Annotated in this window: 9 protein-coding genes and 1 pseudogene; 4 read left to right on the forward strand and 6 right to left on the reverse strand. The window is 55.5% G+C overall.

The features are described 5' to 3' along the window. Window positions 1-18: 18 nt before the first annotated feature. Window positions 19-1,062, forward strand: coding sequence for a TniQ family protein (locus CSQ93_RS28790; RefSeq protein ID WP_158301180.1), 1,044 nt, complete (start codon window positions 19-21; stop codon window positions 1,060-1,062). 9 nt (window positions 1,063-1,071) lie between these two features. Here the strand turns inward: CSQ93_RS28790 and CSQ93_RS08440 are convergent, their stop codons facing one another. From CSQ93_RS08440 to CSQ93_RS29165, 4 genes are read right to left on the reverse strand one after another with little or no spacing between them, the layout of a single operon-like run. Further along, window positions 1,072-2,847, reverse strand: coding sequence for a TnsD family Tn7-like transposition protein (locus CSQ93_RS08440; protein ID WP_099377687.1), 1,776 nt, complete (start codon window positions 2,845-2,847; stop codon window positions 1,072-1,074). A 14-nt stretch (window positions 2,848-2,861) separates the two neighbouring features. Then, entirely contained in the window at window positions 2,862-4,385 is a 1,524-nt protein-coding gene (locus CSQ93_RS08445; protein WP_099377688.1) for an ATP-binding protein, read from the reverse strand. Continuing rightward, the gene (locus tag CSQ93_RS08450; protein ID WP_099377689.1) at window positions 4,386-6,572 is read right to left on the reverse strand and encodes a DDE-type integrase/transposase/recombinase; all 2,187 of its coding nucleotides are present in this window, start codon (window positions 6,570-6,572) and stop codon (window positions 4,386-4,388) included. Then, on the reverse strand, window positions 6,572-7,267 hold the full coding sequence (locus CSQ93_RS29165) for a TnsA endonuclease N-terminal domain-containing protein (RefSeq protein WP_199534313.1): 696 nt from the start codon (window positions 7,265-7,267) through the stop codon (window positions 6,572-6,574). Before CSQ93_RS29165 ends, CSQ93_RS08450 begins: the two co-directional genes overlap by 1 nt. Window positions 7,268-7,653: 386 nt before the next feature. Between CSQ93_RS29165 and CSQ93_RS08465 the strand changes: the two are divergent. Next, window positions 7,654-8,785, forward strand: a pseudogene (locus CSQ93_RS08465) (IS256 family transposase). Window positions 8,786-9,090: 305 nt separating this feature from the next. Here CSQ93_RS08465 and glmS read toward each other — a convergent pair. Continuing rightward, complete coding sequence (gene glmS / locus CSQ93_RS08470) at window positions 9,091-10,920, reverse strand: glutamine--fructose-6-phosphate transaminase (isomerizing) (RefSeq protein ID WP_099377690.1); 1,830 nt, start codon at window positions 10,918-10,920, stop codon at window positions 9,091-9,093. A 161-nt stretch (window positions 10,921-11,081) separates the two neighbouring features. Here glmS and CSQ93_RS08475 point away from each other — a divergent pair, with 161 nt between their 5' ends. Then, window positions 11,082-11,555: an Lrp/AsnC family transcriptional regulator gene (locus tag CSQ93_RS08475; protein WP_099377691.1), complete on the forward strand. Its 474-nt coding sequence runs from the start codon at window positions 11,082-11,084 to the stop codon at window positions 11,553-11,555. A 651-nt stretch (window positions 11,556-12,206) separates the two neighbouring features. On the opposite strand, the gene glmU is transcribed toward CSQ93_RS08475, so the two are convergent. Beyond that, window positions 12,207-13,583 (reverse strand): bifunctional UDP-N-acetylglucosamine diphosphorylase/glucosamine-1-phosphate N-acetyltransferase GlmU, encoded by a 1,377-nt coding sequence (glmU, locus tag CSQ93_RS08480; RefSeq protein WP_099377692.1) that lies wholly within the window; start codon window positions 13,581-13,583, stop codon window positions 12,207-12,209. A 25-nt stretch (window positions 13,584-13,608) separates the two neighbouring features. On the opposite strand from glmU, the gene CSQ93_RS08485 reads away from it, so the two are divergent. Next, window positions 13,609-14,514 carry a DUF6279 family lipoprotein gene (locus CSQ93_RS08485; protein ID WP_199534314.1) on the forward strand — a complete coding sequence of 302 codons (906 nt, stop codon included), beginning with the start codon at window positions 13,609-13,611 and terminating at the stop codon, window positions 14,512-14,514. Window positions 14,515-14,521 lie beyond the last annotated feature (7 nt).

The following is a 14,521-nucleotide window of genomic DNA, read 5'->3' on the forward strand; positions in this document are numbered from 1 at the left end:
GTCACAGATCAGCCTCGCATGTATTTGAGCATCGAAACCACGGGGCTTGATAACATCGTGTATGAAACCCCTAGTCAATCGCTGCGATACCATGGCAATGGCGGAGGCGCGCATTTGACGGCGGGCTTCGAGCCCGTTACGGTTGCGTATCCTATTATCCCCCTCTGCTACATGACTCATGCTGTGAATCACAAAGTTTCCAGGCTCCCGTTTTTTCCAGAATCATTTCCCGGTGAGACACTTTACGGAAGAGTCTCTCGCTACCATTTGCTCTCGGCCGAGCCCAATCACGAGAAGACATTTATCTCCCTTTTCAGCGTACCGAGCAACGAAATGAACTTCACCGACGCTGCGCCTTTCGCCCTGAGTGCGTTGGTGCGGCGCCTGCCTGGGCCGCCGCATGTACGGCTGGGTCAGCTTCTTGAATTGAATAGTTTCGTCGCTCTCGTCATGCCAGTACTGACAGCGCCCGATTGGGAGTATCCAGATCCGAAATTTGCCGAAAGTAACGTATGCTTAAGATGCGCTGCTGACGAAAGCGCAGCCGATCAACTGCCTTATCTCCATCGATCGCATCAACTACCAGGCGTCAAAGTCTGCTGGAAGCACGGCACCAGGCTCATTGATACTTGCCCGCGCTGCGAGGAACCCTTCCGAATTGCTGGAAAATTCTGCTCGGTGCCGATGCTCCCTTGTCAATGCGGTTGGAAACCGTTAGCGCTGGGGACCAGCGGCCACGATAATATACGCGACCAGGAATTTGCAAAAATGGCTCACCGTGTCTTCCAGCGCAGGACTTACGAAACACCGGCATCACGCTTGATCCAGTTTTTTCAAATGCATATCGACCACAGCGTATTTCAACGGAAATCGGATGGCAGGCTACCAAGCCATAATCTGACAATCGGTATTGCCGAACATCTTGAGAGGAACCACTCCACGCTTGAAGTGGCGTCCGCTGTATCGCGATTTATCCGCTCTGGCAAGAGCCCGAGTGCATGGATCGCCAATCTAAATCCTCACGTTCTGGAGATGAAGGCACGGCATCGACGGGATGGGTAGAAGCACAACTTAAAGGAGCGTGTAGGCCAGTGCTTCGTTGGAGGGATGCAATTTACGTACTCCAGCAAGCCGCAGCACTTCCCATAGCTGGTGGTGGAAGTCAGGCCGTTTTTTCAACTCGCAGTAAGCCCACATAATGCGCCGGCGTTGGTGAGCTTGTGCAGATTCAGCGCACGTTTTAAGCGCTGCTTCGGTCAATGGGAGATTGGACAAGCTGTGCTCGATTGTGTCAGCCATGGACGTAAGCCTTTTTAGCTTTGTCTCATTGATATACGTCGGCTTACCCGGCATGCTGCGTAGCTGCGCTTCGATCTCAAAAATCTGGCGAGCAAGTGCTGTATCACGCCGACGCCAATCCACGCAGCGTTTCCTAGTCCGCATGGCTGGGAATGTTTTGAGTTGCTCTGTCAGCCACAGCCCATCATGCCTGCGCAGCCAGGCATAGGCGGCTTTGTCAGATCGTGAATCCATATACCGCTGGCGATATTGCTCTCTTAGCAATGCGAACAGCTTTGCTTCATACTCTTGGGCCAACGCCGCATCCATACGCAAGATCCGATACACCGACACGATAGAAATTGCATGTCTCTGTGCCACTTCTTCAATACATAGCCCAAGCCTCAGGGAGGTTCCGACATCAGTCACACGCTCCGCGGTAAGATGCTTGGGGCGCTTGGAAACTCTGATTCCGGCGCGGGCAGCCTCGACAGCCGCTGTCGTCACGCTGATTCCCATCACGCCAGCAACGCCAGATAAGGTCGCGCCTTGGAAAGACAATTTTTCAGCCAGTACTGACAGATCAATTATCTTGCGTGCACGTGAGGTAAGCGGCATGTCCGGCACCGCTTCAGCACATTGAAGGTTAGGCCGGTCCTCAACACAACGCAAACAGTCCATCAGAACGATATGCAGCATGGGATGGACGATTGCTTCCCGCGGCTTTCTTAACAGATTGAGCGCGCAGTCAAAAAGCCTGCATCGCACCACACTAAATTCGATATTCACCGGCAAGCAATTGCAATAAAGTCCGATCAATTGATCCAGATCGTCAATGCGTATTCTGCCATTGGCACGGATGAGGCCATGCGCAGCCGCACTTGAACGATGCAGGCGGTGGATGCCTTCTGCGCCCTTGGTTTGCATACGGCCATGCAACACGTCACCACTCAACAGAGCAAGTCGCAAAGCGGTTTCCTGCTGTATGTCGGACAAGTGAATGTCGTCCAAGTGGCCCGCTATGGCTTTATCGTCCGGCAGGAGCAGCTTATGCCTATTGAGCTCAATCGTTTCAGCGGCTAGCGCACAGAGTGTTTGTTTGTGGACAGGACATACGAGCACTCCAGGTAATTGGTGGACGCGATGCCAATAAGGCTGGCCAGTAGTGAAGTATTCCTCCTGCGCGCAGATCCGGCAAAATCTCAGTTGGTTATGGCCTCCCAAGCGGCTTGCTATTAACCCGATGGACATCTTGATGCCAGAGGCGCTGTCACCACGCATGGCTGCATACACCGAGCTCGCACGCCGTGCCGGCATAAAGGCCGTATAAAAAGCCAAGAGCGTATTGTTAGAAGCAATGTCGTCAACGCTGACATTGGCCTCGTTCGGGAGCCTGGACACTAACGTGTCCAATTTGCTTGGTAAAGCCGAGACGACGACATGAGTGTGTCCGCCGATCAACTCATGCAGCGACGCCCTGTCAACCTCTTGACCGGAAAGACGATGGTAACGGCACAGGCGGCTATATAACGTTTCATCCGGAAATGAGGCAGGGAAGTAACGTAACATAGCTGCCCCATCTTCTATGCGGCCATATACGCAGGCTCAAACTCGAATGGGTCACTGGCCAACCAGCCAGCGGCGCGGAGCACATTCGTCGCTTGCGAGACGGTCGGTATTTTCGCCGACATGGGTACCATACGGGCCACCTTCGTTGGTGCGGCAGAGCTAGCCTTTTGTGAAGAATCAGCGTACATATCGCCAACGGAGCTCTGCTGCGCAGCGGAGGCATTATTGGCAGCTGATTCAGAATCGGCTGTTGTTCCCGCCCCCCCGAGTCTTTTCTGCTGCTGTGCGCGTAAGATTGAGATGGCGGTAGGAACGACATAGAGATCGTCCTGCATGATTTTTTCCAATTGATCGTCGAGCGGTAACAAATCCTCGAACTGGCTCATCTTGGCTGGATCTTTACTTCGTAAAGCCTCGATCGCTGGCAACAACAACTTCATCTTTGTACCAGCGATATGCTTAAAAACGGTCTCATCAAGTTGCTCGATGCCCGACTGAATTGCATATCGTTGCCCCAAGATCATGAACCGGGCCAGAAAGTCGGTGACGCCTTGGGTCAAATCATAGATGGTGGCTTTTAACGCATCGGTCAACTCGCAGGGATTTTGAACCCATTGATAGTCCCACATTGTCTCAAGCAACAGATTCCACGTCTCATCATGCTCTTCCGGTTGTTTGAAATCGTACACGCCTTGACCGGAAACCCTGCGGGCGTTCCTGACAACATCAGCAAAAAGTCTTGCCATAGCGTTGGTTCCCACAAATACGACAGGAATGCCTATGGTGTTGATTAACGTGACGAAGAAATTGAGCATGCTTTCCTTACCCGGCGTTTTTGCCGCGTTAAGGTGCTGTAGCTCATCAATGAAGATGGCGCCGACAAAATACGTGCTCGCCGTCTGCTCCATCGCTTGAATCAAACTCGATACACTGCGCTTAGTTCGATAATGGGTTACGTGAATATCATCTCCAAGCGCTGCATCAACAGCGCGAAAGAACGCTTGGCACAACCCAACCAATGAGCCGTCATTTGGACAATCAAATCGTAGCCAAGCAATCTGTGTATGAATGAAATCGCGCCCGTGGTATCGGGTATGCGTAATAACCTGTGGATAAAGATTCAGGACCGCCTTCAACGCAGTGGTTTTTCCCATTCCACTCAGTCCAATCAAACTGAACGTTGAGGCTGTAACGTTGGTAATTGAAGAGCCACTTTGGGCTCTGATGGAATGCAAGTGCCGCCACGTGGCTGCATCCATTGGATTTCGCCCGATGTAACCACTACGTAGAACTGAAGAGATGACAGCTTCCAGTTCTAGATGAATCATAAATGGCTGGATCAGATGCGATATCCGATTTAAGCAATGCATGCGAATATGCTTAGGAAGTGCTCTTTCTTCTCCCGGTAAAGGGGGAATCGAGGCCAAACCTTCCCCCGCATCTTCTTCAGACAAAATAGGCGGCAAGGCCTCAATTAAGGGATTACCGGCGTACTCCAATACTGGAGAGTCCTCATAAAATGCTTGAATTGAAACCACTTATTTGCTCCTATTTCTACCGGCACGGCTCAACAAACTAATCACCTCAGCCCCTCTCGCACCCGCATATTCGCTGGCTACGCTTGACTCCCTTTTGGCTGGAGCTGGAGCAGACGTAAGTCCAGCCGCAAATGGTTCGCTATTGCCACAAAGCGCTGCTGCGGAAGCATCGGCTCTCTGTATGTCGCGCTCCAGGGCTCGATTGCCCTTAATGCCAGCCACCGCAGCCGCGGCTGATGTAGGCGCCTGCGCTTCTTGCTTCGCTGCGCTCGCCGTTGCAACAGTAGACTCCACGAATCCAGCGAGATCGACCCTGCTATTGAGCGCGGCATATTGGCTCTCTGGAGAAATTGCCCCAGTTATCGCGAGCATATCGACTACCTCTTCAGTGCGCATACCGACACATCGCGCTTCAGTAGAGCGGAGCGGACATTGCACAAAGGCGCCGGATCTATCCTTGATCCAGATGTGATCGGCCATCGGTTCAGACCAAATGTCGATACTTTCGCGACCATTGGCCCTGGCATTCGCCGAACGCTTTCCAGTCGGATCTAGCACATTGTTGTAAAACATTCCGTTAATGTAAATCCCACCTGCCTGCACCGAGCCTCGGGCCTGAGGCAGCAGATGCAGATATATCTCTTCGCGGGTTCGCTCATTTGGCTCGATCAAGTCGTTTTGCGCCGCCCAGTTCCAAATCGCGATAGGTGTGGGCTCAACGTTCTGCCCAATCATGACCTTTGAAAGACGTTTAGGGTCACGACTATGATGATTCCAATCCAGCACAGACCTGATCATGATGCTCGTGAATTGATGGAGGTCGAGCGTGGCATCTAGACGGTAATCTCGTTGCCCCCGCTCCTTCTCCCGGCTTTTGAGCCCACCAGGCATCCAGCGGATCTGGCCACGGCTTTGCAGGAGACGGAACGAGCTTTCGACCGTACCCTTCCAGTCAGCGCGAAACGGCGGAAGAATATCGAGCGTAATAGACAGCTTATGCATCGCCTGCTCCGCAGCCTCACCTAACATTTCACCCCGGTCGCCAACAACCTCATGTGGAAGGTGCTCGCAAGGCCAATCCGCCGGATCGATAACGATCCCGAAGGAAGCACAATAGGCTACCTTGTCAGTGAAAGCATTAAATAGCGCGTGCCGCGCTATGTTCCAGCTAGGTCCTTCCAAGCCCACATGCAGACCGACGATCATTCGCGACATCACGTCAATGACAACATATACAACCGGGCGGCCGATAATCCAATTGCGATTGAAGCGACTAACCAGATAAACGTCCGCAATCGTGGCGTCAATTTCGAACCGGTGACACGGACCACGCAAACCATGATGAGCGTTCCCAACGATAGGCCGGTGGTCCATCGCCCACTTGGTTTCCCCCTTTCGGCCCCGCATGACATCCATCGCGTCAAAGGCTTTTTTACCCCAATAGGAAAATTGTGTCGGAGAGGGTACTTGGTCCAATTGCTTGAGTGGCGCACCTCCACAACTGCCATCTGGAGATGCAACTTCTACACGATAAAAGTGGTCCAGCATCTTATTGTATGCATCAATGATGAGCCGGGTTCCATTATTTTTGTACAGCGTATAACCGATTTTGATGATCCGCTTATCGTCTTCAGTAAGTTTTTTTGTTGTCTGACTCTCTTCGCCCAAGTAGCGGGCAGGACGCCCCGCCTTCTTCTCGCCCGAGTACTCTCGCTCGACACCAGGTGCCCCGGAATGAATATACTTCCCGAGGAAAGCGTTTGGCGTCATGCCAAAGGCCCAGTAACGGTAGACAAGGCGATAGATCGTTTTCTTTGGCTTGTTTATCTTGCTGGCGTACGCCGCAATGATGGGCCCAAGTTTGCCTGGCAGATAAATTTGCTTGTCAGCAAAAATAGGGCCGATCAGACCCCATAGTTGAGTTCGCTTAGCTTTGGCGGCATCGCTTAGCTCGTCTTCTGTTTGCAGCATGAATGAGGGCAGGCGCATCGATACCTTGCGCAACTTATCAGCAGCAAGCATTGATTCAAGGTCGCTAAGCCGCATCGGCGTCGGCACACCATACGGCTCTTTGAGAGCAAACAACATGACCAGGTCAATCTCTCGGTCTGTCCAAAGAACACGCATCGGGTGCTCAAACGGCGGTTCGGCGAAAACCGCCTTCAGAACTGCATTAACAGTTAGCATTATGCGGCCCTCCTGTTCGTTTCACGAAGGGCCGGTATCGACAGTTTCGGGCATTTCAAAGTGGGGTCCAACGGGGTGCTAGCGATGTCCGTCACAATGCTCTTGTTCCAGAGTAAGTGCTTTAAGAGTTTCATACCTGATCGGTATGGGATGCCGGCCGTCGTTGAGGCGCCACGTACCAAAGACGCCATGGTCCGATCGCCATCCGCCGCTTTTAGAACGAGCTCCGTGAATCGGCTTTGCTGGTCTGGCGAAGCATCCACGGGTTCCTCCATCCGTGCAGACCTGTGTAACCATTCCAAATTGTCGAAGAGGATCTGGCTACCCACTTTTTCTGTCACAATTTTCCAGTCCGTTACAGAGCTTTCGGCCCATATTGCCCGCTCCAGATCAAGCTTATCAATAGTCCATAGCCCACTATTGGGATCAACAAGGTCTTTCTCATACTTGCAGGTTCTGATCGCCAGTCGTTTTTTTTGTCCGGGTTCCTGAAGTGTGACCACGAAGTCGGACGTCAACACAAATGGAAGTTGCGTGCCTACAAAAACCGGATACTGGATGCCCATTTCCGCAGCGATGTCCCGGGCCTTCGATGTCGCAAACAATGGGTACTGTTCGCGGATGTCTACCACCAGGTCAGAAAATTCAAGCAGAAGGAAATAGCGAAATTCCAGGTCGGAAAAAAAATGGTGCATGCGCCCAGATTTTATGCCTGGGGCTTTGCGAGACCGGCCTAGTGATGGAATATCTTGCACGCGCAGCACGGTTTGTAGGATGAGCCTTCCCCTTGTCCGTACCCCTGTTTAACAAAGCGCGCAATATCCGCTTCGGTCTTGAATCGTCTCTTTCCCATAGCGAAATCCTGTAGATCTTTGCGAAAAATGCCATATGGTAATGGTCAGGGATTCAAAGCGCTAGATTCAAACCGAACGGCGTAGAGTTTTGGCAGTGTGATAGTTAGGTTAGCAGCTTTTAAGCTACATTCCAGTTTACTGCCTGTTGTGATGCATCCTGCACGTGCTCACCGGTGACCCAAATCGGGCTGGCCCTCCGGTCTCAGCGCCACATAGGTGAAATCGATATGGCCGAAAAGGGGGCAGACGCATATTTCATCCGCCAGACACTGCAACACGCGCTGCAAAGGCTGATGGAAATGGACGTCGAAGCGCTGTATCAGGCCGCCTACGGCGAGCGCAGCGAGGAGCGCATCAACAGCCGCAACGGCTACCGCGACCGGGCCTATGAAACACGGGCCGGCAAGGCCTGGAGCCGCGGCGCACGGCCGAGAAAGCGCTGACGGCGGTAATCCCGGAAGCTTATATCCAGGGCATTTCAACGCGTTCGGTCAATGAACTGGTGAAATCCATGGGCATGACTGGTGTGTCCAAGAGCCAAGTTTCGCGGCTGTGCGAGGAAATCGATGAGCGCGTGCAAGCCTTCCTGGACCGGCCCATCGAGCGTGACTGGCCCTACCTGTGGATCGTCGCCACTTGCGTTAAATCGCGCCAAGCCGGACGGGTGGTATCGGTAGCAGTAATAATCGCTGTGGCCGTCAATACCGACGGCGTGCGCGAAATTCTTGGCGTGGCCAAGAGTCTTTCCGAAGGAGAACCGCTCTAGACGGACTTCTTGCGCGGCCTGACCCGGCGCGGTCTGCGTGGCGTCAAGCTCGTCATTTCCGATGCCCATGAGGGACTCAAAGCGGCAGCCAGCAACGTGCTCAAGGCAACATGGCAGCGCTGCCGCGTCCACTTCATCCGCAACGCGCTAGCGCATGCTGGCAAAGGCCAGCGCCAGGCTGTGCTGGCCATGATCAATACCATCTTCGTACAGGAGACGCCGGAGGCGGCCAGTGGCCAGTAGCCAGTAGCCAATGGCGAACTGTGGCCGACTGGCTGCGGGCCAAATTTCCCAAGCTGGCCAGCAAGATGGACGACGCCGAACATGAAGTGCTGGCCTTCATGGGCTTCCCCAAGGCACACCGAACCCAAATTCACAGTACCAACCCGCTGGAACGGATCAATGCCGAGGTGAAGCGACGCACCAACGTCATCGGTATCTTCCCCAATGACCAGGCCATTATCCGACTCGTCGGTGCCATGATGCTCGAACAAAACGACGAGTGGTCGCTGAAGCCGCGATAGATGCAGCTTAAAGGATTGCAATCCTTGAGCGGAAATCAGTCTGCACGGCTCTCTGCCGTGATCAACTGACCAGGGCCCCAGCACCTTGAGAATCACATCTCATACACCACGTCTAGGGACACCATTACACAAATCGGAAATTATGCCCTGATGGGTCTAGGGCACTGGCAGGGCCAGAAGTACGCCTGCTGTGCCTGGGCAGACCTTATTCTTTGATTGACATGAGGAAGGAAACACACCGCTTGAAAGCCGCTGCCAGGGCCAAAAGCCACGCCAGACGGCCTTTGTCAGACTTTATTATTTTTTGTCAGACTTTATTATTTATTGTCAGACTTTATTGTTTGTCCACAGCAGAAAGGCCGAATCCGGCCTGCTTACTCCACCGTCACCGACTTCGCCAGATTGCGTGGCTTGTCCACATCCGTGCCGCGCGCCAGTGCCGTGTGATACGCCAGCAATTGCAGCGCGACCACGTGCAGGATCGGCGACAGGTCGCCGTAGTGCTCGGGCAGGCGGATGACGTGCAGGCCTTCGCCGGAGCTGATGCGGGAATCCACGTCGGCGAAGACGTACAACTGGCCGCCGCGGGCGCGCACTTCCTGCATGTTCGATTTCAGCTTTTCGATCAGGGCGTCGTTTGGCGCGATGGTGACGACCGGCATTTCATTCGTCACCAGGGCCAGCGGGCCGTGCTTGAGTTCGCCGGCCGGATACGCTTCGGCGTGGATATACGAGATTTCCTTCAGCTTTAACGCGCCTTCCAGGGCGATCGGGTAGTGCATGCCGCGGCCCAGGAAGAGGGCGTTTTCCTTGCGGGCGAATTCTTCGGACCAGGCGATGATTTGCGGTTCCAGCGCCAGCACGGAAGCGATGGCGACGGGCAAGTGGCGCATGGCTTTCAGGTGCGCCGCTTCCTGTTCTTCGGAGAGGCGCCCATTGACTTGCGCCAGGCACAGGGTCAGCAGGAACAGGCCGGCCAGCTGCGTCGTGAACGCCTTGGTGGAGGCCACGCCCACTTCCACGCCGGCGCGCGTGATGTAGGCCAGCGCGCATTCGCGCACCATGGCGCTGGTGGCCACGTTGCAGATGGTCAAGGTGTGCTGCATGCCCAGGCTGCGCGCATGTTTCAGGGCGGCCAGGGTATCGGCCGTTTCGCCGCTTTGCGAAATGGTCACCACCAAGGTGTTCGGGTGCGGCACGCTGTCGCGGTAGCGGTATTCGCTGGCCACTTCCACGCTGACGGGCACCTTGGCGATCGACTCGATCCAGTACTTGGCTGTCATGCCCGCATACGAGCTGGTGCCGCAGGCGAGAATCAGCACGCGGTCGATCTGCTTGAAGATGGCATAGGCGTTGTCGCCGAACAATTCCGGCATGATGCCCGTCACGCCTTCGAGCGTGTCGCCGATGGCGCGCGGCTGCTCAAAAATTTCCTTTTGCATGTAGTGGCGATACGGGCCCAGCTCGGCCGCGCCCGTGTGCGCGTGCACGGTCTTCACTTCGCGCTCGACGGGCATGCCGTCGACGTCGACGATCCAGCAGCGCGACAATTGCAGGTCGACCACGTCGCCTTCTTCCAGGTAGATGATCTGGTCCGTCGTGCCGGCCAGGGCCATGGCGTCCGACGCGACAAAGTTTTCACCGTTGCCCAGGCCGACGATCAGGGGCGAGCCCTGGCGCGCGGCGACCACGCGGTGCGGTTCGTCGCGGCAGAACACGGCGATCGCATACGCGCCGTCCAGGCGTTTCACGGCCTGCTGCACGGTTTCAAATAAATCGCCGTTGTACATGTGCTCGACCAGGTGGGCGATCACTTCCGTATCCGTCTGGCTCTGGAAGACGTAGCCGAGGGCCGTCAGTTCGGCGCGCAGTTCATCGTGGTTTTCGATGATGCCGTTATGCACCAGCGCCACGCGGGCGTTCTCTTCCGTTGGGGAAAAGTGCGGGTGGGCATTGAAGGAGACAGGGGCGCCATGCGTGGCCCAGCGCGTGTGGGCGATGCCCGTAAAACCGCTCAAGCCTTCTTCGGCGATCTGCTTTTCCAGCTCGGCCACGCGCGAGGTGGAGCGCGAACGCTGCAAACGGCCATCCGCATGCAGGGCGATGCCGCAGGAATCGTAGCCGCGGTATTCCAGGCGCTTCAAGCCTTCGACCAGGATGGGAGTGATATTACGTTGCGCTACCGCGCCGACGATGCCGCACATGGAAACCTCTGTCTAAAATTTAATCAATGCATGCATGCTAATGCAGAGCGTATGAAATATGCTTTCTAAATACGTATATTTTTGACTGAATATTTCACCTCTATTTTGCGATGAAATATTATTTCATTTAAACTCAATATATTTTCAAATTCATCAAAATCATGAGCGAACACAACATTACCCTCGACGAGATCGATCGTCGCATCCTGAACGCCTTGCAAATTGATGCATCGCAAACCAACAGCGAGCTGGCGCGCTCGGTACACGTCTCGGCGCCCACCTGTTTGCGCAGGGTCAAGCATTTGCGGGAAAGCGGCGTCATCGAGCGGCAAGTGGCCATCGTCGCACCGCAGCTGGTGGGCGCGCGCCTGACGGCCATCGTGGAGATCACGCTCGACGTACAGGCGGCGGAGCGCATGGCCGAATTCGAGCAACTCGTGGCACAGGAAGCGGCCGTGCTGCAATGCTACCGCGTCTCGCCCGGGCCCGACTTCGTGCTGATGGTGCAAGTGGCCGACATGCCTGCCTATCACGCGCTGGCGCACCGCCTGTTTGCTGCGCACGCCAATGTGCGCAACGTGAAAAGCTATTTTTCCACGTTCCGCAGCAAATTCGAGACGCGCATCGCCGTGTGAAGCAGGCTGCAGACAAGTTATCCCTGCTTATCCCTGGTTTTTCGTCTGCTTATACACAAGCTTATCCACAACACAAAAAATTACAGATTTCCACAGCCGCCACATCCGGCCTCGCGTGAGGCCTCTGAATAAATATACATGGGCTCCAGGATAAAACTTATCCCGGCTTATGCATCGCTTATCCACGTCTTGAGAACAGGCTTTTGCACAGCTTTACCCACAGCCGACATTCAAGAATAGCCCTTGAATATCCTTCAAATACAATGACTTACAAGTTATCCATCACTTGTTCGCAGATTACGCACAGGCTTATCCACATTCCAGATAAGCAAAAATCAGGGCATGGTTTGGTAGCCTACGCAGGCTGACCCATATGCTGGAGCGGCAAGCTGGGCCAAATAACTTATCCCGTCTTTTCCACAGGATCTTTACCGTTTATACGCAGCTTATACCGGGCTTATCCATCACTTGTCCGCATGCTTGTTCACATATTTATCCACACATAACAATACGGAGAAAATACTGTGTGGGAAAAGTGGCGTGACTTATCCCGAGTTGTCAGTCCACTCTCCACAGGATTATCCACAGGCGTAAAAAAACGCCGCCAGCCCGGACAGGCTGACGGCGTCATGCGAACCGAGGACGGCGCGCTTATTTCTTGATTTTCACGGGACGCGTCCAGCCGTCGATGGTCACCTGGCGCGCGCGCGAGACGGTCAGCTTGCCGGCCGGCGCATCTTTCGACAAGGTCGTGCCGGCGCCCAGGGTGGCGCCCTTGCCGACGGTGACGGGCGCGATCAGCTGACTGTCGCTGCCAATGAAAGCATCGTCTTCAATTACCGTGCGGAACTTGTTTACGCCATCGTAGTTGCAGGTAATCGTGCCAGCGCCGATGTTGACCCTGGAGCCGATGGTGGCGTCGCCGATGTAGGCCAGGTGATTGGCCTTGCTGTGCGCGGCGATCTGGCTGTTTTTCACTTCGACAAAGTTGCCGATGTGCACGTCTTCCGCCAGGACCGTCCCCGGGCGCAGGCGCGCATAGGGGCCGATGATGGAAGCAGCGCCGACGACGGCGTCCTCGATATGGCAGAAGGGCTTGATGTGCGCGCCAGCGGCCACCGTGGCGTTGATGAAGACGTTGTTGGCGCCCACGCGCACGCCGTCGCCCAGTTCCACACGGCCTTCGAACACGCAGCCGACGTCGATGGTGACATCGCGGCCGCAAATGAGTTCGCCGCGCACGTCGATACGGGCCGGATCGAGCAGGGTCACGCCCCGTTCCAGCAGCGCTTGCGCGATATTGTTCTGGTGGATGCGTTCCAGCTGGGCCAGCTGCACCTTGCTGTTGACGCCCGCCACTTCCCATACGGCAGCAGGGTGGGCCGAAGTGACGGCCACGCCGTCGGCGACGGCCTGGGCAACGATATCGGTCAGATAGTACTCCCCTTGCGCATTGTCATTCGACAAGGCCGACAGCCATTGCTTCAGCTGCACGGTAGGCGCGACCATGATGCCGCTGTTGATTTCCTTGATGGCGCGCTCTTCAGGCGTGGCATCCTTTTCCTCGACGATGCGCACGATGGCGCCATGCTCGCGCACGATGCGGCCCAGGCCATAGGGATCGTCCTGTTCCACGGTCAGGATGGCCAGCTTATCGTTGCCGGCCGCCTGCACCAGTTGCTGCAGGGAAGCGGCGCTGGTCAGCGGCACGTCGCCGTACAGGATCAGGGTCGGCACGCTGTCGTCCAGCAAAGGCAGCGCTTGTTGCACGGCATGGCCGGTGCCCAGCTGCTGCGCCTGCTCAGCGGCGTCGATCTGCACGGCATGGTTCACCTTGTAGCCGTCGAGCAACGTCAGCACCGCTGCGCCCCCATGCCCGTAAATCACGCATAATCGGGACGGCGCCAGGCCGCGCGCCGTGTCGATGACGTGCGACAACAGCGGCTTGCCCGCCAACGGATGCAATACCTTGGGCAGTGCCGACTGCATGCGTTTGCCCATACCGGCAGCGAGAATGACAACGTTCATAGACCGTCTTTTATAAGTTAAGAATATGAAAAAGTTTAACACGCAGGCCCCGTCTTCCACGCCTTCCAGCCGCTTTACTTATGCCGTGCTGGCCATACTGCTCGTCGTCATGGCCGGTTGCAGCGGCTTGCGCCTGGCCTACAACAATGGCGATACCGTGCTGTACTGGTGGCTGAACGCGTATGTCGACCTGGACCGCGACCAGAAGGGCTGGGTGCGCGAGGATATCGACAAGCTGTTCGACTGGCACCGCAAGACGCAATTGAAGGATTACGTGGAAATCCTGCGCACGGGCCAGAAGCAGCTGCAAGGCAATGCCACGCAGGCGGACCTGATGGCCGACTACGGCGAGATCAAGCAGCGCACCCAGGCGCTGTTGCTGAAGGCGGCGCCCGAACTGGCCGACCTGGCGCGCTCGCTCAAGCCCGAGCAGATCGCGCAGATGGAAAAGAAATTCAAGTCGAACAATGAGGATTACCGCAAGAAATACCTGAGCGGCGACCAGGAAAAGCGCCAGAAACTGCGCTACAAGAAAGCCATGGAGCAATTCGAACTGTGGTTCGGCAGCTTCAGCAGCGAGCAGGAAGCCATCATCCGCAAGGCGTCCGACGCGCGTCCGCTGAACAATGAGATCTGGCTCGACGAACGCATGCGGCGCCAGCAGAACGTGTTGAACCTGGTCAAGAAAGTCCACCAAGAAAAGCTCGGCAAGGAAGCGACCGCGGCCTTGATCACGACCCTGATCAAGGACAGTTTCGAGCGCCTTGAGCATTCCGAGCGCAAAGCCTTCTTCGATGCCTACGAAAGCAGCACGGCGCAGATGGTCATGACGGTGATCAAGAACGCCACGCCGGCGCAAAAAGCCCACGCCGTCAAGCGCATGCAGGGCTGGATCGACGATTTCAATTCCCTGGCCACGCAAGCCAAATAGAGAGGCA

The organism is Janthinobacterium sp. BJB426, from assembly GCF_002735705.1.
Classification (GTDB): Bacteria; Pseudomonadota; Gammaproteobacteria; order Burkholderiales; family Burkholderiaceae_D; genus Janthinobacterium.

Coding starts and splice junctions, on each gene's coding strand:
- glmU (WP_099377692.1), bottom strand. CDS start 13,583: ATGAACGTTGTCATTCTCGCTGCCGGTATGGGCAAACGCATGCAGTCG.
- CSQ93_RS08440 (WP_099377687.1), bottom strand. CDS start 2,847: ATGTTACGTTACTTCCCTGCCTCATTTCCGGATGAAACGTTATATAGC.
- CSQ93_RS08450 (WP_099377689.1), bottom strand. CDS start 6,572: ATGCTAACTGTTAATGCAGTTCTGAAGGCGGTTTTCGCCGAACCGCCG.
- glmS (WP_099377690.1), bottom strand. CDS start 10,920: ATGTGCGGCATCGTCGGCGCGGTAGCGCAACGTAATATCACTCCCATC.
- CSQ93_RS08475 (WP_099377691.1), top strand. CDS start 11,082: ATGAGCGAACACAACATTACCCTCGACGAGATCGATCGTCGCATCCTG.
- CSQ93_RS29165 (WP_199534313.1), bottom strand. CDS start 7,267: ATGCACCATTTTTTTTCCGACCTGGAATTTCGCTATTTCCTTCTGCTT.
- CSQ93_RS28790 (WP_158301180.1), top strand. CDS start 19: ATGTATTTGAGCATCGAAACCACGGGGCTTGATAACATCGTGTATGAA.
- CSQ93_RS08485 (WP_199534314.1), top strand. CDS start 13,609: ATGAAAAAGTTTAACACGCAGGCCCCGTCTTCCACGCCTTCCAGCCGC.